We start from the raw sequence: 15,216 nt of genomic DNA on the forward strand, positions 1-15,216 counted from the left end.
CCTCGGCGGCAGGTGGGGCCGCTTCGTGAGCCGTGGCCGGTGCCGGATCCTTCCGGGCGAACCGGCTGGTGAGGCTATCCAGAGTGGGGCGGGACGCCTTGCTCATCGTGTCTTCTTCTCCCCGGCGGCCAGCGCCGCCTCGATTTCCTGCCAGAGCGCTGCGACCTCGGCCGCGGCCTTACCGTCCGGCTCGTGCTCGTTGACGGTCGAGCCCGTGAGGATGGCGTGGGACATCGCCACCCGGTTCGCGAGCGCGGTCTCGGCAACGGTCGCTCCCATGTTCTTCAAGGCCGCCCGCGCCTCCGAGACGATCGCGGGCTCGACCGAGCCGGTCCTGGGCGGGGCGTGGTTGATGACGGCGAGCGGCGTCTTCCCGACCCGCTGCGCGAGATCGAGAGTCGAGGCGACGGCCGCAAGGTCGAGCGGGCCCGGCCGGGTCGGCACCAGGACGAGATCCGCGACGCGCATCGCCGACAGGATCGAGTCCTCGGCGTGCGGCGGGGTATCGATGATGATCCGGCCGAAGCCCTCCTGGCGGGCCGCCTCGACCAGTTCGGGCAGCTCGCGGGCGTCCGCCTCGATCAGCCTGGGCGTCTCAACCTGCCTGAGATTGTGCCACCACGCGAGCGACCGCTGCGGGTCGATGTCGAGCAGCAGGGCCGGGCTGTCGGGCGCCTCCGCCAGCACGCTCATGTGCATGCTCAGGGTGGTCTTGCCGACCCCGCCCTTCCTGGCGGCTATCGAGATCACACGCACGCACGTTCCCCAGTGGTCGAAATCCGAAGCGATCGGGCAATCGAGATGGTGAGCCCGCCTGTCAACATGTTCCCGAGCCCCCATGCTGGCAGGCAATCATGAACGCGAGCTTTCACGCTCCCGCGTGGACGAGCCTGCGAGATAGTCCGCAATCTTGATAGTGAGATAGCAATGCTGCGAGGCTCCACCTCAGGAGGGCTCTTCGTGTCGCCCAGCCGAGCCACAGCAGGACGTGTTACCCCGCCGCATAGAGCCCGAACGCTGGGATGGCGGGATTGTCGAAGCACATCCTGACGACCCGTTCGCCCAGCGGGTAGATCTCGCGAAGATGCACGGGGCGCCCCAAGGGCTCCTCGGCTGCCCGCTCCTTCTCGTCGAACCAACCATCGTCGAGCGTCGCCACGATCATCCCGGCCCGCTCAAGATCGTTCGCGGCGGCAACCCAGGAGGTGAGAGGCATGGACGCGTACATCAGGGCCGTGAAGCGGTACGGTTTCATCACATCGTCCTCGACCAAAGCGAGCTCCTGGCGGGTGAGCTGATCGTTCCGGGCCCGGTACATGGTCTGCAACAGGTGCAGCGACGGTTCGGTTAGCGCATCGAGCGCGCGAGCGATCTCCAGGCGCTCGACCGGGAGCAGCGTAGACGCGCCCAGCTCCGTCACCGCCCTCGCCAGGGCGTCGGCCATGCGCGGGTTGATCTCCATCAGCATGTGCCGGATCGCGGCCTGAGCTGAGAGTTGGTAGACCTCATCCGCCTTCAGTTTCTCGCGGGCACCATCCTCCAGCCGGTCGATGCGGTCGCTGATGCCGGTGAGCAGGCGCTCGGTCTGGCGTGCGTACCCGAACTCGATGGCGGTCTGACCGATGTCGAACATCAGGGCTGCCCACGGGATGCTGCTCAAGGCCGCCTTTGCGCCCAGCACACCCACTTTCTGAAGGACCTGCACACCCGAACCTGTTGGGGCAGGGCGCCCCTCGTGCGGGACGATGTCGTCGCCCAACTTGTTGCTCCTATCGTGGATCGATCTAGGCAGTGCCCCAGTTGCTGCGAAGCGCCTGTTGATGACAAGCTCGCACATCAACTCGCAATCTTGCTATCAGCAATTACCCCTCGGGCTCCGGCGCCCAGTTCTGGGGGTCTTGGATATAGGCGAGCAGCGGCTCGAACATCATGCGCCCAGCGAGGTGCATCCCTGGTCCGCCGTTGAACAGCAGGCGCAGGTATTCCATGTCCGCCGGGCCCTGCTCCAACCTGTCGTGCAGCTCCAGAATGAAGGCTGCGATGATCCGCAAGAACGGGAGTCTGGCCTCCTCGCTCAAGCGATCCCCCGTCGCGTCCGGCGCGATCTGCGCCGCCGCCGCGGCCAAGATCGGTTCCATCTCGGGCTGACTGATAGAGCGTCTGCGCAGGTCGAGCACGGCATGATGCGCCACCCGGTGGACCCGAGCGGCCTTCTCCCCGACCATACGCTGGAGCGTCCTCATCCGATCATCGGACGATAGAGTCCTGGTGGCGTTCAACTCAGCCAGAAATGGCTCCATCTCGTTGTCGAAGTTCCACCGCTCGATCCGGGCCTGAAGATCCTGAAAGCGGTTCTGCCTCTCCCCCTCATGGATCATCCGCATGAGGTGCGCCTGCAACGGCTCGGGCTTCTCGACCCAGACCTCGACCGCGTCTGCGCTACGCTCCTGCATATCGACGGGCTCGCGCTCGGCGAGCGGGTCGATGAAGACCGCGACCGTTCGGTCTGCCGCTTCCGGAACCGCTCCGAGAGCGATGCCGAAGGTGAAGGTCTGGAACAGGGAAATGATCGCCTGTGCCTCTTGGCGCGCCGCCGAGGTGGTGAGCAGGATCGTATGTCCAAACGGAAACGGATTGGCCGGGAGAGCATCGGTGATGTCACCACGCTCCCACCACACGAACTGGTTCTCCAAGCGACCCTGGATAAAGTTTTTGAACGTAGCCATCCCGTCCTGCCGGGCGGCATCGCGGAAGCGGTGCGCGAAGAAGGTCAGGGCGACGTAGCCCCAGGCGGCAAGTCCCTCGGGACCGCCGAACGTCTGCACGAACTCGACACCCGTCGTAGGATCAGCCGGGGCCGCGCTGACCCGTCGTGTCTGCCCTCCCGAGATAATGAACTCGTCACCGGCCTGCGTCGTCACCCTCGCCACGCGGGGCTGCCCGTCCCGATCGCGGATGCCGAGCTGGGCGTTCAGCACCTCGAACTGGCGCGAGAGCACGTTGGCGTGGTCGGAGAAGCCGTTGTTATGCTGCTCGCAGTAGATCCCACGGTTGACGCGCAGGCCGCCCAGCGCCGCCGGGAAGATGTGCTCACGCGAGTTCGCGGGAGCACCGCAGATGATGCAGGTGCGTGGCATCGTGGGATCCAAGGGCGACCAAGGTGCGGTCGTCGAACCGGCACCCGAAGCATAAGCGTACAGACCAGCCCACCAGCAGTCACGGATGCCACAGCCGCACCTACCCAACGCGCTGCATAGCAATCTTGCTATCAAATGATCTCGATAGCTTAATAACGTTTTGTCTCTCCTATAGCTTGCGATAACGGTCATTCTCGAAAGTGTCGGGCATGGCGAGCCGAATGGGCGGTGAAGAAATGAAGCCAGAGCTATCTTCCGCCGATGACGCGTTCGCGCTGCTCCGCGAAGCCGCGTCGGCTGAGCAGCGCATCACGGAGAAGGTGCTGCGCGAGGCTCAGATCGGCGTTCAGGTCACGAATGCGTTCATGCGGATCGAGATGCCGGAGGCGAACGTGGTGGGCCAGACGGTCACCGACTGGGTTGGCGGTCATAGGGACGAGGCATGGTCCGCCGCCGTCGCCGAATTGGCTGGCGATCTCGCCAAGAGCGTCGATCTGTGACGATGCTCGTCCGGTTTGCCTAAGACGCTACGTTGTGGCCCTCACGAAGATCCAACGACGATGCAGCAACTCCTCAAAGCAATTCCAGATGCGGACGTACTACTCGGGTTAGAGCCTGAGGAGTTGGGCGCGAAACTGCTGTTCGTCCTGCGCGAGACAACCAAGCAGTCGCCAACGTTCCATCTCACTCACGTCGAGCAGGGCATCCTTCAGAGCAACCTTAACCGGACCGATTACCCGCGCGAGAAACATCCAGAGGTCATCAGGGCGGTCAACGAGGCATGGGCTTGGCTCATCGCCCAGGGCCTCGTCGTCTCCGCCGGGGGCAGCGAAGGCGATAGGGGATGGAAGGTGCTGAGCCGCCGGGCACAGCGGTTCGAGGATGAGAGTGAGTTCGCTGACTACGCCACTGCCCGCCTTCTACAGCGCGACATGCTGCACTCGTCGGTCGCCTCCGCCGCTTGGCAGTCCTTCATGCGAGGCGACTATCCGACCGCCGTATTCCAAGCGATGCGGCAGGTGGAGATCGCGGTTCGCGAAGCGGCAGGGTTTCCACAAGGTGAGCACGGTGTTCCGATGATCCGGCGAGCCTTCGGCAAGACTGGGCCATTGAGCGACCCTAAGGCCGAGGAAGCGGAGCGTGACGCTCTGTGCGCGCTCTTCGCCGGAGCAGTGGGGTCTTACAAAAACCCGCACTCACACCGGAACATCGCGATGGAGAGCGCCCGCGAGGCCGCCGAGATTGTCATGTTGGCGAGCCACCTCCTGCGTGTGGTCGATGTGCGGGTAGCGGCGAAGGCAGGTCGCGATGCCCCCTGAGATCCTCCCGATCGAACAAGTCGAGATCCTGGCCGGTCTGCCTGCTGAGGCAGCCGCGATCGTCCATGCCTACCAGCGCGCCAGCAAGGCCAAGGCGACGGTGCGTGCCTACACATCGGACGCGAAGGTGTTCGAGACGTGGTGCGCCCAGTATGGCTTCCGGCCGCTCCCCGCGACGCCCGAAGCTGTGGCGGCCTTCCTGGTCGCCGAGGCCGAGGGCGGCCGGGCGGCCTCGACGCTCAACCGCCGAGTCGCGGCGATCCGGTACGCGCACAAGCTCGCCGGGCAGCCGGACCCCACCGACGACGCAGGCGTCCGGGCCGCGATGGCGGGTGCCCGGCGCAAGGTTGGGATGGCGCCAACCCAGAAGGCCGCCGCGACGGCCGAGATCCTGGCCGCCATGCTGATGCGGACGCCCTACACTATCACCGGCAAGCGGGACCGCGCGCTGCTGGCCCTCGGGTTCTCGGGGGCGATGCGTCGGTCGGAGCTCGTCGCCCTCGACGTGGCCGATCTGGTTGAGGATCCGGAGGGCCTGCGGGTGCGGATCCGGAAGTCCAAGACCGACCAGGAGGGGCGGGGCATCGAAAAGGCCATCCCGCACGGACGGTACATCAGGCCCGTCGCCCTCATCCACGAATGGCTCGATGCGGCCGGGATCACAGAGGGGCCGGTGTTCCGGCCGGTCTCACGGTCCGGCAACGTCCTTCACCGTGATGCGCACGGCGAGTTGAACCGCCTGACGACCCAGTCCGTGGCCGACATCGTGAAGAGGTACGTCTCGGCCGCCGGGTACGACGACGCAAGGTTCTCGGCCCACAGCCTGCGGGCGGGCTACATCACCTCAGCCGCCGAGCGCGGCGCCGATCTCGCCCGCATCATGGACCAATCCGGCCACCGGGATGCGGCAACGGTGATGATGTACATCCGGCGTGCGAACGCCTTTCGGGGGCACTCTGGATCCGAGTTCTTGTAGTACCGCCCGCCTGGGAGGTGACCCAAGTGCGAACTGTGTTCGGATCTTGGCAAAACGAGTTTACCTGCGAAGGGATGGTACTCGGTATACGTCGTGCCGTCTGGTGAGCTGCGGCGCCTTGTATCGTTCGTCGATCTGGAACTCCGGAAGCCGTAACAAAATTAGAGGCCCCGCTCTCAATTCCGAGCGCAGGGCCTCTGCAAAAATTTCCGCCGCCTTGTTTTACCGCTGTGCCTACGGCCCAATAAAATCGATGCTGCCGGACCCTTCCTCAACCCAAACCACTGAACGTGGCGCCTTTTCAAAGAGCTCCTTCAGCTCTGAACCCGATCTTTCAACCCCGACCGCAACAGTCATAGCGATCAGATGGGTCAAGACCTCCTTGCCGATGTGACGCCTCTTCACTTCACGGCGGAGTTCTTTGATCGCATCTTTCAGATCATCAAATTTTGCCTCCATGTCTTTAATGTCTTTGAGCCCAGACTTTTCGCTGAGATCATCCCAGGAAGCTTGTTTGAGCTCCTTGCTCAACTCCTCCTGCGACGCCTTGACATGGTCGGCGCCTACTTCATCGACACTATCAGTGTTTCCAGCATTTGTGCTCTCCTGGGGTTCCATTGCTTTCTCCGTTGAGGTGGAGCGACCTCTGCTGACCAAACAGCAGGGACCCGGCGCGCATGCGGTTGAAGTCGCCGAATTCTTTGATCTCACGAGTGGCGCGCTTCATGCGCAGCACGGCGATTGGTGCTCGCCCTTCACTCGGATGTATGGGAGCGTGGCCTTCGCCTCGATCACTGGCCGCATCGGACGTGATGCTCGGCAGGTAAGCGTCGGTCTCCTGGATGTTTGGCTCGGTCATGAGAGTTATGACCATGCCTTTTCCCTGAGTATTTACCGCCGCTCCAATCCGGATCTTGGCGTTACGCCGCGAGTCTTCGGGATATAGGTCTTTCTCGGACGCCTTATCTTTTGAAGTAATTACGTCGATCCGCTCTACATCATCGGTTGAACTAACCCGACCATCTTCTTTAAGCAGATCTTTTATTACTTCGGACTGCTTCGTGAGCACTATTAGGCACTCAAAAAGGCGACCAATCAGATCTCCGCCTCCCAAATCGACGGCTGTGCCTTCGTACTTCATGGGATCAACTCTCTTTCCTACGGTGAGCAGGATCGCTCGACCGTGGGGAGAGGTTGGACGCGGCGCACCCGCCCGTCAAGACAGGAAATCCACCGAAAATCGAATTTTTATCTCCGGAAATTCGATACCCGCTTGAATTTTTGGGCTGAGGAGCAGATAAAAATGCAGCTCGAAGTATGAGCGGGAGACTCGTAATGATTGACCATCAAGAGGGGGCAGCAAAGCTTTTGGCAAAGAAAAGAACTGTCGGTAGACCTAGAAAGTCCGATGAAGAACGGCCGGTCAAAGTAACAGTTACTTTGCCGAAGACGCTGGCTAAAAGTTTAGAAAATCTAATGAAAATTAGCCATCATTCTACTTTTCAAGAATATATCAAATCTTCTCTCGTTTTTTATTCTATGGCAGTCCGTCAGCACGACAATGGGGGGCTGGCCCTAATTAGGGACAAAGAAGGTCGGGATATGATCCTTCCAGTAGTACATACAGAGCGAAGTTTTTAGTAAAAAGAAGGGAGCCATGGTGCTCCCTTCTTTGTTTTCGATGGGTGAGTTAGAACTTCGGGTCATGCTTTTGTGACTGTAACATCGAGGGTATTGGGAACTGTATGCCGACAATGGACTTGAATTTCGTCACATGAGAACTGCGACCGCAGCGCTCACGCCCTCTACATCGAGTAGACTAACGACCAAACCGAAATAACCGAGAAGCAGTCCGGCGCTACATCGGAATAATGCCTCGCTGAGATTTGAACCTCAGGCGAATCCGTCGCTCTTCAACTGCTGGAAGTAGGTCTTGGCTGACTGATCCCGGTGATGCCCTCGTCCAGGTTGAGGGCCATCAGTATCACGTCGCGCGACAGCAGATCGTGCCGTTCCCAGGGCATCGCCGCGGCCATGCCGGTGGCGATCACGAGGGCGAGAGCGGTGCGCATCCCTTGAAGATGTAGCTGCCGCTCGGCCTGTCGAGATAGTCAAGCCAAGACCGTGTTGAGCTGCCCCAGATCGAGGCCGCGACTCTTGTCGTAGATGACGAAGATGCCCCGATCGAGCCGGACTCCGAGGCGTACCGGCAGCCCGATCTGACCCGCGAGACGTTGCAGCAGCTCCGGCTGTAGCGTGTTCGTCCTGATTTCGTGGAGGGCTCGCTGGATGATGAAGGCGAGGTGATCGGCCATGACGCGGAACCGCAGGCCGTCCCCTGATCCCATGAGACCGACCCCTGGTGCCATGTAGGACCGGCCGTCGATGGTGATCGGCCCGGTCGTGTGCTTCCGGCGCAGGATCCCGTGCTGCTCGTCCGTGAGGGGCGGTCCCTGCGTCGGTCCCATGTCGTGCATCGCCGTGGGGTCGGTCCGTAGGAGGATCCGGAGCAGGTCCGTCCTCGTCCAGACCCTGTGCGGCTGCACGTCGAGGAGGGCTGCGGTATCGGCCCCAATGTGCGCGAACAGGATCAAGCTGCCCTGCTCCGCCCTCGCGCCCGGTCGGTGCGTCGGCCCGATGTGGAAGTGGGTCACCTTCCACTGGTTGAACATCAGATCGGCCTTGGGATCGGTCTTGCGCTTCCGGATGCTGTCGCTCAGCCAGCGGGTCATCGGCGCGCCGATCCGCAGGGCGGTCGCGATGTCATCGATCGCTGGGAAGGCAGCCCTATGGGTCTGAGCCTCTGCCGACATCAGCACGGTCCGGGGACGCTCGGCGACGCGGCGCGCCCGGTAGTGCAGCCAGTCCACGAGATCCCTGCCGGGCCCTGCGTCCGGCCGGAGCCTGCGGAAGTCGGCGAGGATCATGGCGGCGAGGTCGGCCTGCGTTTCGTCTACGACCAGCATGGCGCCGCCCTACAAGACGATCTCCCGCTTCTTCGGGAGGTCCCAATCCTCCCACCCGGTGCTCTCCTCGGGCCCGCTGAGTACGTCGAAGACGGCGTCCAGCCTCCGCAGGTCCCAGATGGTGCGGCTGCCGATCCGGAACGGCTGGGGCATCTGCCCCTCGCGGACCAGCTTGTCGAAGATTGAGGTTCTGATCCCGACGTACCGGGCGGCCTCGACCCGGCTCAGCCCGCGCCGGGGCACGACCTCGACGCGGACCGGCGTCGTCGTCTCAGGCTCATCAGGTCGCCGCCGCGGCATCGCCCGCCCCTTGTTCGACTACGGACGACCCCGGCGGCCTCCTCAACGTCACCCGGAGTCCTGGGTTGAGATCGGCGGACCTGATCTTGTGCGCGAAGCCCGACATGTCCCCGATGTTGAACGTCAGAGGATCGTCTCCTGGGGTCGGTGTCTGTATGCAGACTCGGTACTCGTTCTGGTGGGCGAACCGGCTCTGCTTCATGAACGGCACCTTGGTCTCTTCGAACGCGCCGTGGAACGTCTGCTCGTCGTAGTAGGTGACGAGATCTGCGTTGTACCAATACTCGGAGGCTTCGAGCGCGCGGCGCAGTTGGGACACGAAGGGGGCGTACTTCACGACCACGGCGTGCGGCCCAAAGTCGAGGCACCGCTCGTCCACGCGGGCCGCCGCCTGAACTTGCGCCTCGATCTCCTCGTGAGTGCCCTGGAGGAAGGCGGGGTTCAGCATAGACAGGGCCGTCATGCAGAAGACGTGCATCTCCGAGTAGAAGTGGCGCGTCGTGGAGACGGGTCCGGCCAAGTCGTCCTTGCCGATCGTGATCGGGTCGATCCCTGGGAAGTTGAGGGTCAGCTCGACCCTGTCCGGCTGGTGCCACGACACCACGGCTTCGTTCGCGTCCGGGCGCTCGTCGTCCGTGCCCCTGTTTTCGAGCTGCTGGAAGTAGCGCAGGCGCCTCATGAAGAGCTTGCCCGCGATGAACTGATCGGCGTGGGCTTCTTCGCTGAAGAACTTCACGAACCCGACGACCTTGGACCTCATTTCCGCCTCGACCTGCGGGGTGCATTCGGAGCTCAGGGCTGCTGCCCGGCGCACCGGCCTCCGCTTCCTCCCGCCTGACGCCACGGCCAGTGCCTCATTCATCCGGGTCTGCCAGCCCGGCCCGGTTGCCCGGAATGCCTCGACCGTCTCCGGATCCAGGCGCAGCTTGATCGCTACCTTGCGGGTGTCGGCCGGTGGCCGCCCGCGCCCGCGCTTGATCGAGGCGAGAAGGTCGGGGAACGCCTCCGCGAAGGGGCGCGCCTGCGCGGCCTGCTCGTCCGTGATCTCGGGCGCGTCGGGGTCGCGCGCGATCATCGCTTGGACGCGAGCTTCCTCCTCATCGGTCAGGTCCCGCGCGACGGGTCTACGTGCTGGCTTCGTCATAGGCGCGCTTCTCCTTCCGGCTCGCGGGACGCAGGCTGATGATCGACATAGCCTCGGTCCCGAGGGGCGACATCACCAGGGAGCACAGCCTCCCATCGAGGTAGCCGACGACCAGGATCCGCTGTGCGCCGCCCCTCCCCGCGTAGGTCGGGACGACCATGGCGGTGTCGAAGTCGAACCGATCGCTGGCGTCGGCGAAATCGAGACCGTGTCCGTCCGGTTCTGGGAGGAGGTTCTGCTGGCGCTTGGCCTCGTCCCATACGAACCGCATGAATAATTGTACCCCCACATATTATGAGAGGCAAGGAATTTCTGGGGGTACACGCGCGGATCCGTCCGTCGCGTGCTTGAACCGCGCCTGCGGCGCGTCAGGGGGAAGACCAGGAACACGACGAGGGGCGAGGAACCAGAGCCGAGCGCATGACCCAGAAGAACACCTCGATGAACGAGACCTCGTCCTTCAGGCCGAGCCGCAAGTGCAGGTGGTCGAGCGCCAGCGAGGCCAGCCGGAGCGCGGCGGCTTGAGATCCTGTCGCGGCGCGGGCGGCGCCGCAGCGGGATCGATCTCGACATGATCTCCACCTGTAGGACAGGGCGGGGGCGAGCCCCGCCGCTGTGCGCGCTCGTCTTCATCGGGCACGGGCGCGGCCCGCACCCGACTACCACGGCGCGCGGGCGCGCGAAGCGCGTCGAGGAAGTCAATAATTATTCGATATACGTCTTAGCTGCTCGAAGTGTTACCTTAAATTCGTCCACCAATTACCCTCAATAGACATGCAACGGACGGAAATTACTTCGAAGCCTCGACACGAAGTCGAGGGCAAGATTACTTGCGGCCTCCTCATCAGCCCGCCCGGCGGAGGCAAGTCCACCGAGTTCATCAACGAGATCGTCACCCGGAACGCGCGCTACCTGCTCGCGGCGCCCCGCATCGAGTTGATCGAGGAGCACGTCGAGCGGCTCCAGGCGAAGATGGTGGCGACCGGCTGCGAGACCCTGAAGATCATCGTGATCCACTCCGAGCAGCCCGGCCACGGCGGCTTCGTCGCCCGGCGCCTGCGTGACGCGCTCGATGATGAAGACCTCGAAGACGCTCACGTCGTCGTTGTCGCCACCCACGCGGCGGTGATGGACCAAGAGCCGGGCGCCGTTGATCGTTGGCATGTGCGGTGGGACGAGAACCCCGAGGCGGCCGTGACCTCGCACGAGATCGGGCTCGGCATGTCCTGGCGGTCGCTGGATGCCCAGTTCAGCCTCGTCCCCAGCACCGAGGCCGGGTGGTTCCGGCTGACCGACCGCCGGGGCGCGGAGCGGGTTGGCCTGGGGCGGATCCTCCAGGATGTCAGCGCCGAGCACCTCGCCGAGATGTGCCGCCTTGCCTCCTCCAGCGGGCGCGTCGTCGAGGTCGATATCGCGGCTTGGGAGGACGCCTCCCTGCGCGCGGTGAACTGGCGCTCGATCTGGTCCTTCGCGGCCCTGCACGGGTGCGCCAGCCTGCGGGTCGCCGCGGCCGGGTACGAGGGCAGCCTCGCCGATCACGCCGCCCGCCGCACGGGTATGGTCTGCGTCGAGAGGACCCCGGTCGGCAGCCCGCGCACGGGTCAGCCCCAGATCACGCTCTCCTACTTCACGGAGCACCCCGGCTCGACGACGTGGTGGCAGACGGAGACCGGGAAGACCTGCCTCGTGGCGGTCTCGCGCTACCTGGAGCGGACCGAGTTCGACGGGTACTGGTCGGCGAACGAGAAGATCGTCCCCTACTTCACGGGTCGCCTCGCGGGCGTGGAGGTCAAGCCGAAGCTGGCCGGGTCCAACCGCCTGCGCGAGTTCACGAGCTGCTCGCTGATCTACTCGTCCAAGGCGGTCCCGGACGACACGGCCATCATCAGGGCGCTCGGGCTCAAGAGCACCGACATCCAAGCCGCCCGTGAGGGCGAGGACCTGTTCCAGTTCGCGTGCAGGGGTAGGATTCGGGAGCGCGACTACGCCGGGCCCTACCGGATCTACGTCTACGACCTGGAGCAGGCTCGCGCCCTGCAAGCCCGGCTGATCGGCGCGGGCTACACCGAGGTGATCACCAAGCCGGTCCCCGAGGCCGGGATTCTCGACGTGGAGCGTCCCAAACGGGCCAAGCCCGGCCCGAAGCCCGCGCCCATTCCGTTGACGGCGGAGGAGCGGCGGCAAGCCAAGCTCGCTAAGGACGCCCAGCGCAAGCGTGAGACCCGCGAGGTCGAGCGCGCCACCAAGATCGCGGCTGGGACCTACAAGCGCCGTGGGCGGCCGAAGGGATCGTAGCGTTCGTCCTGACGATCGGGCGTAGACCATCAGCGCATGGCTCCGCTCGATCTACCACCCGTACCGATTCTCCGGAGTTCGTTTCGTCGAGGGTCGCCCGCTGCCCCTCGGCAGCCTTTCGACGATGCCGTTTTCCCCGATCCTGACAGGGTTAGAACTTCAGTAGGCGTGCGGTTCGCGGATTTGCACCCTCCCCCCTTCCGCGTCAGCCGAAGCCACCCGATCCACTCGGGCGAGACGATGCGGACGATGTTGGTGTCGTTGCGGAAGCCGGTGATCTGCCGCTCCTCGACGGTGAGCAGCCCGAGCTTCCGGGCCTCGCGGATCGCGTTGCGAACCGTCGTCTCGGCGACGCCAACGACCGCGGCGAGGTTCGGGACGGATAGGCGGCAGTCCTTCCGTCGCACGGTCTCGGCCGCCACCAAGGACAGCACCGCCTGCTCGGCCAGCGTGAACCGGGCCGCGGTGGCTGGAGGAAGCCGTCCAGAGGCGGCCCAGCGGCGGCGGCGCTCCATCGAGGCGTCTGCGCGCGGCCGGGAGCCGACAGCCCTTCTGGCCGGTCCTACGCGAACTGGACTGGGTGCGCTTCCTTCGTCCGGGTGATCCTCGGTCGTGTTCAAGTTCTGCCCAACCCCAGAAGCGCGGATCGTCGTCCTCCGCGCCTCAATCAGCGCGGACAAGGTCTCGGCCTCGGTCTCGGTGATCTGCCCGTTGGCGAGCGCCCCCCACATGGCTGCGGACACAGCCTGTAGGGCAGCGCGCGGCGCATTCTCCGCCTGTCGGCGGATCGCATCGGCATAGCTCATCGTTCACAGTCCCTCACGGGCCGCGGTCCAGAGTCCGGGCAAGCCTCTCCTGTTGCCGAAACTCGCGTTTCAGCTTGACTCCCGAAGGGGTCTATGGCTTGTGAGGGGATGTCACTCGGCCCTCACAGGCCCCAGGTTTTCAGCAGCCTCGACCTTGCCGGGTCGGGGCTGTTGGCTTTTTAGGGTCTATCGCGCGGCGGCTGCATCTCCTGATCACCGACTCGCCGCGGTTGCAGCGGCCGGAAACGCCCATGTCGGCTGGGCGGCACGGTCAAGTCAACGACGCGGATCGCCCGCTTGGCGCGAGAGAGGCACCTCACAGGCCGCGCCCAAGCGCTCTGCCTGCCTCCCTGCTGCCCTTGCGGCTCCTCGCCCATTCCCGTCACCTCCGACCTCACGGCGGCGGGACGATAGATCAGGCGCAGGGTTATCGCAAGCTCCGCTGACGCAACGGAAGACGTTCCGACTTGGATGTAGCGAACTACTTGCCGAACCACTTTCGTCAACGAAAGTTGCCTCAAGTATAGCGCCTCACACCATGTGCCGAAACCTGCACGCCGCTACGCCGTCGCATCCTTCGGCCGGTCGTCGAATTAATTGGACTTCTGCGATCCCCGAACCCTACCCTCTGAGATGTCGCAGGCCAGTTTTCAGGTCAGGGCGACGTGTTTTCCAGAAAGGCATTCCCGTGAACACCTACGATTACATCGCCGCCGTCGAGGTCGAGACCGCCCCCTACGAGAACATCGCGGCCTTCGGCTTCCGGCTGGCCCAGTTCGCCCAGCAGCACCCCGACGTGAACTTCGTCTGGGGAGAGGCCGACTACGCCGAGGATCTCGACGAGGACGAGCACGACAACCCGCCCGCCGCCGACGACATCAAGGTTTTCGAGAAGGACATCAACCGCGCCGTGTTCATCATCCGCTTCCGGACCGAGGCCGACCGCGATCTCTACTTCGGCCACGTTGAGGACGATGAGGACGAGGAGGTCTTGGACCCGCGCACCGAGACGCTGGTGAGGCTCGGGCTGATCTCGCTGCACTGATCGGCGCCGGGATAAATCCCCTCATGAGGATGCGCGATCTCTTCACGATCACCGAGGGCGAGGGTACGGCGCCGGTCGGCCCCTCATCGAAGCCGCGGAGCGACAGCTACCAGAGCAAGCCGGAGCGGCGGACCCGTTCTCAGAGCGGCGCGACCGGCCGGATGCAGCCGCCCTCCCCGTCCCCGAAGCCGGTCAAAAAGGTCGAGCCGGTGGAGCCGGATGAACCCGTCTGAGGATCTGCGGAGCGGGCCGGTTACTCAGTGTCCGGCCTGCCCTTGAGGTCGGGGTTGAGCCCGCTCTGGAGCGCCGCTCGCACCATCTCGGCCAGCGTGTCGGCGTCGATCTCGATCGTCACGCGCTCGGCCTTGCCGAAGCCTATCAGGCCGGTGACGTAGACAGTGTCGTCCTTGGTGCGCTCGATGCTGGCGATCCGGACGTGGCGCATCTCGCCGCGCTCGCCGACCCGGATCTTCACGCCCGGCCTCTGATCACGGCTTGGGGGCCAGGGGGACCAAGCCGCTCGCGACCGAGAACATCCCGAACGCCGCGCAGCCGAAGGCCGTCAGCACAAAGATGACGCCCAGGACGTGGAAGCTCACCGCGGTCCACTTTGCTCTGGTCGAGGCGGGCGTCGGGATCACGAAGGGATGGAATATGTCGTACTTCAGGGTGTTCATCTCCCAGAGATAGAAATACTGGGCGAGGTACGCGAGCGCGGTCGCGAAGGCGGACACGATCAGGCCGACCCCGAACGACTTCAGGCCCAGGATGGTGTCAGCGGTGACCGGCTGCCGCCCTGTCCCCACGAACGCCAGCATGGCGGCAGCGGAACCGCCGTTGACCAGGGCGGACGCCTTCAGCGACTCCACCGCGAAGTTCGCCACGGCCGGGAAGAGGGTGGTGCCCGATCGATCAGCGCGGTCGTGCGCGCGCTGCGCGTCAGCGATCCGCCTCTGGGTCTCCTCAGGCGTCTCGCGGCGCGGCAGCTGGTTAGGTTGATACATCGATAGCTCGCAAGCTTGTGGGCTCGTTCACTTGCTATGGCGGGCCACGAAATCGCGGATCGCCTCCTCGCAGATCTCCTGGATCGTCCGCTCCTGATCGGCGGCGATCACCTTGAGACGCTTGCGGATGGCGGGGTCGATCCGCGTGAGGACCTGGACCCGGTTGTCCGCCTTCATCTTGGCCGGGCGGCCGGGCCCAGGCGTAGGCTCGGCGGCTGCGGGTG

20 protein-coding genes and 1 pseudogene are annotated in these 15,216 nt (G+C 64.3%); 7 read left to right on the plus strand and 14 right to left on the minus strand.

Annotated features, from left to right (window positions below):
* Window positions 1–102: 102 nt before the first annotated feature.
* The 3 genes from AC3WSN_RS00005 to AC3WSN_RS00015 form a co-directional block, all read right to left on the minus strand.
* Entirely contained in the window at window positions 103–750 is a 648-nt protein-coding gene (locus AC3WSN_RS00005; RefSeq protein WP_492535462.1) for an AAA family ATPase, read from the minus strand.
* Between the two features lie 241 nt (window positions 751–991).
* Window positions 992–1,759 (minus strand): hypothetical protein, encoded by a 768-nt coding sequence (locus tag AC3WSN_RS00010; protein WP_492535464.1) that lies wholly within the window; start codon window positions 1,757–1,759, stop codon window positions 992–994.
* Window positions 1,760–1,862: 103 nt separating this feature from the next.
* Window positions 1,863–3,137, minus strand: a complete 1,275-nt coding sequence (locus tag AC3WSN_RS00015; RefSeq protein ID WP_492535466.1) for a hypothetical protein — start codon at window positions 3,135–3,137, stop codon at window positions 1,863–1,865.
* Window positions 3,138–3,346: 209 nt separating this feature from the next.
* On the opposite strand from AC3WSN_RS00015, the gene AC3WSN_RS00020 reads away from it, so the two are divergent.
* From AC3WSN_RS00020 to AC3WSN_RS00030, 3 genes are read left to right on the plus strand one after another with little or no spacing between them, the layout of a single operon-like run.
* On the plus strand, window positions 3,347–3,637 hold the full coding sequence (locus AC3WSN_RS00020; protein WP_492535468.1) for a hypothetical protein: 291 nt from the start codon (window positions 3,347–3,349) through the stop codon (window positions 3,635–3,637).
* 60 nt (window positions 3,638–3,697) lie between these two features.
* Window positions 3,698–4,456: a TIGR02391 family protein gene (locus AC3WSN_RS00025; RefSeq protein ID WP_492535469.1), complete on the plus strand. Its 759-nt coding sequence runs from the start codon at window positions 3,698–3,700 to the stop codon at window positions 4,454–4,456.
* On the plus strand, window positions 4,446–5,432 hold the full coding sequence (locus tag AC3WSN_RS00030) for a site-specific integrase (RefSeq protein WP_492535471.1): 987 nt from the start codon (window positions 4,446–4,448) through the stop codon (window positions 5,430–5,432). The genes AC3WSN_RS00025 and AC3WSN_RS00030 overlap by 11 nt, the downstream gene beginning before the upstream one ends.
* A 234-nt stretch (window positions 5,433–5,666) precedes the next feature.
* Here the strand turns inward: AC3WSN_RS00030 and AC3WSN_RS00035 are convergent, their stop codons facing one another.
* Both AC3WSN_RS00035 and AC3WSN_RS00040 read right to left on the minus strand, forming a co-directional pair.
* The gene (locus AC3WSN_RS00035; protein ID WP_492535473.1) at window positions 5,667–6,050 is read right to left on the minus strand and encodes a hypothetical protein; all 384 of its coding nucleotides are present in this window, start codon (window positions 6,048–6,050) and stop codon (window positions 5,667–5,669) included.
* Entirely contained in the window at window positions 6,013–6,573 is a 561-nt protein-coding gene (locus tag AC3WSN_RS00040; RefSeq protein WP_492535475.1) for a hypothetical protein, read from the minus strand. Before AC3WSN_RS00040 ends, AC3WSN_RS00035 begins: the two co-directional genes overlap by 38 nt.
* A gap of 194 nt (window positions 6,574–6,767) precedes the next feature.
* Here AC3WSN_RS00040 and AC3WSN_RS00045 point away from each other — a divergent pair, with 194 nt between their 5' ends.
* The gene (locus AC3WSN_RS00045) at window positions 6,768–7,073 is read left to right on the plus strand and encodes a hypothetical protein (protein ID WP_492535477.1); all 306 of its coding nucleotides are present in this window, start codon (window positions 6,768–6,770) and stop codon (window positions 7,071–7,073) included.
* A 272-nt stretch (window positions 7,074–7,345) separates the two neighbouring features.
* Here AC3WSN_RS00045 and AC3WSN_RS00050 read toward each other — a convergent pair whose 3' ends face one another.
* The 5 genes and pseudogenes from AC3WSN_RS00050 to AC3WSN_RS00070 form a co-directional block, all read right to left on the minus strand.
* Window positions 7,346–7,504 (minus strand): hypothetical protein, encoded by a 159-nt coding sequence (locus AC3WSN_RS00050; protein WP_492535479.1) that lies wholly within the window; start codon window positions 7,502–7,504, stop codon window positions 7,346–7,348.
* Between the two features lie 39 nt (window positions 7,505–7,543).
* Window positions 7,544–8,398 (minus strand): hypothetical protein, encoded by an 855-nt coding sequence (locus tag AC3WSN_RS00055; protein WP_492535480.1) that lies wholly within the window; start codon window positions 8,396–8,398, stop codon window positions 7,544–7,546.
* A 9-nt stretch (window positions 8,399–8,407) separates the two neighbouring features.
* Window positions 8,408–8,698 carry a helix-turn-helix transcriptional regulator gene (locus tag AC3WSN_RS00060; RefSeq protein WP_492535482.1) on the minus strand — a complete coding sequence of 97 codons (291 nt, stop codon included), beginning with the start codon at window positions 8,696–8,698 and terminating at the stop codon, window positions 8,408–8,410.
* Window positions 8,699–9,530: 832 nt separating this feature from the next.
* A pseudogene (locus AC3WSN_RS00065) lies at window positions 9,531–9,842 on the minus strand (BrnA antitoxin family protein); the annotation flags it as partial.
* Window positions 9,823–10,113: a BrnT family toxin gene (locus tag AC3WSN_RS00070; RefSeq protein ID WP_492535484.1), complete on the minus strand. Its 291-nt coding sequence runs from the start codon at window positions 10,111–10,113 to the stop codon at window positions 9,823–9,825. The pseudogene AC3WSN_RS00065 and the gene AC3WSN_RS00070, both read right to left, overlap by 20 nt.
* A 503-nt stretch (window positions 10,114–10,616) precedes the next feature.
* Between AC3WSN_RS00070 and AC3WSN_RS00075 the strand changes: the two genes are divergently transcribed.
* Window positions 10,617–12,137: a hypothetical protein gene (locus AC3WSN_RS00075; RefSeq protein WP_492535486.1), complete on the plus strand. Its 1,521-nt coding sequence runs from the start codon at window positions 10,617–10,619 to the stop codon at window positions 12,135–12,137.
* 29 nt (window positions 12,138–12,166) lie between these two features.
* On the opposite strand, the gene AC3WSN_RS00080 is transcribed toward AC3WSN_RS00075, so the two are convergent.
* Window positions 12,167–12,943 (minus strand): helix-turn-helix domain-containing protein, encoded by a 777-nt coding sequence (locus tag AC3WSN_RS00080; protein WP_492535487.1) that lies wholly within the window; start codon window positions 12,941–12,943, stop codon window positions 12,167–12,169.
* Between the two features lie 688 nt (window positions 12,944–13,631).
* Here AC3WSN_RS00080 and AC3WSN_RS00085 point away from each other — a divergent pair.
* Window positions 13,632–13,988 carry a hypothetical protein gene (locus AC3WSN_RS00085; protein ID WP_492535488.1) on the plus strand — a complete coding sequence of 119 codons (357 nt, stop codon included), beginning with the start codon at window positions 13,632–13,634 and terminating at the stop codon, window positions 13,986–13,988.
* Window positions 13,989–14,011: 23 nt separating this feature from the next.
* Entirely contained in the window at window positions 14,012–14,221 is a 210-nt protein-coding gene (locus tag AC3WSN_RS00090; protein WP_492535490.1) for a hypothetical protein, read from the plus strand.
* A gap of 20 nt (window positions 14,222–14,241) precedes the next feature.
* Here AC3WSN_RS00090 and AC3WSN_RS00095 read toward each other — a convergent pair whose 3' ends face one another.
* From AC3WSN_RS00095 to AC3WSN_RS00105, 3 genes are all read right to left on the minus strand, one after another.
* Window positions 14,242–14,463 (minus strand): hypothetical protein, encoded by a 222-nt coding sequence (locus tag AC3WSN_RS00095; protein WP_492535491.1) that lies wholly within the window; start codon window positions 14,461–14,463, stop codon window positions 14,242–14,244.
* Window positions 14,464–14,476: 13 nt separating this feature from the next.
* Window positions 14,477–14,992, minus strand: coding sequence for a hypothetical protein (locus tag AC3WSN_RS00100; protein ID WP_492535493.1), 516 nt, complete (start codon window positions 14,990–14,992; stop codon window positions 14,477–14,479).
* A gap of 27 nt (window positions 14,993–15,019) precedes the next feature.
* A partial coding sequence (locus AC3WSN_RS00105) for a ribbon-helix-helix domain-containing protein (RefSeq protein ID WP_492535495.1) occupies window positions 15,020–15,216 on the minus strand: 197 nt, incomplete at its 5' end.

The sequence above is a fragment of the Methylobacterium sp. FW102-HT35C08 genome (assembly GCF_058790235.1).

Coding starts and splice junctions, on each gene's coding strand:
- AC3WSN_RS00070 (WP_492535484.1), bottom strand. CDS start 10,113: ATGCGGTTCGTATGGGACGAGGCCAAGCGCCAGCAGAACCTCCTCCCA.
- AC3WSN_RS00020 (WP_492535468.1), top strand. CDS start 3,347: ATGGCGAGCCGAATGGGCGGTGAAGAAATGAAGCCAGAGCTATCTTCC.
- AC3WSN_RS00055 (WP_492535480.1), bottom strand. CDS start 8,398: ATGCTGGTCGTAGACGAAACGCAGGCCGACCTCGCCGCCATGATCCTC.
- AC3WSN_RS00030 (WP_492535471.1), top strand. CDS start 4,446: ATGCCCCCTGAGATCCTCCCGATCGAACAAGTCGAGATCCTGGCCGGT.
- AC3WSN_RS00090 (WP_492535490.1), top strand. CDS start 14,012: ATGAGGATGCGCGATCTCTTCACGATCACCGAGGGCGAGGGTACGGCG.
- AC3WSN_RS00045 (WP_492535477.1), top strand. CDS start 6,768: ATGATTGACCATCAAGAGGGGGCAGCAAAGCTTTTGGCAAAGAAAAGA.
- AC3WSN_RS00025 (WP_492535469.1), top strand. CDS start 3,698: ATGCAGCAACTCCTCAAAGCAATTCCAGATGCGGACGTACTACTCGGG.
- AC3WSN_RS00050 (WP_492535479.1), bottom strand. CDS start 7,504: ATGCGCACCGCTCTCGCCCTCGTGATCGCCACCGGCATGGCCGCGGCG.
- AC3WSN_RS00100 (WP_492535493.1), bottom strand. CDS start 14,992: ATGTATCAACCTAACCAGCTGCCGCGCCGCGAGACGCCTGAGGAGACC.
- AC3WSN_RS00080 (WP_492535487.1), bottom strand. CDS start 12,943: ATGAGCTATGCCGATGCGATCCGCCGACAGGCGGAGAATGCGCCGCGC.
- AC3WSN_RS00060 (WP_492535482.1), bottom strand. CDS start 8,698: ATGCCGCGGCGGCGACCTGATGAGCCTGAGACGACGACGCCGGTCCGC.
- AC3WSN_RS00035 (WP_492535473.1), bottom strand. CDS start 6,050: ATGGAACCCCAGGAGAGCACAAATGCTGGAAACACTGATAGTGTCGAT.
- AC3WSN_RS00075 (WP_492535486.1), top strand. CDS start 10,617: ATGCAACGGACGGAAATTACTTCGAAGCCTCGACACGAAGTCGAGGGC.
- AC3WSN_RS00015 (WP_492535466.1), bottom strand. CDS start 3,137: ATGCCACGCACCTGCATCATCTGCGGTGCTCCCGCGAACTCGCGTGAG.
- AC3WSN_RS00040 (WP_492535475.1), bottom strand. CDS start 6,573: ATGAAGTACGAAGGCACAGCCGTCGATTTGGGAGGCGGAGATCTGATT.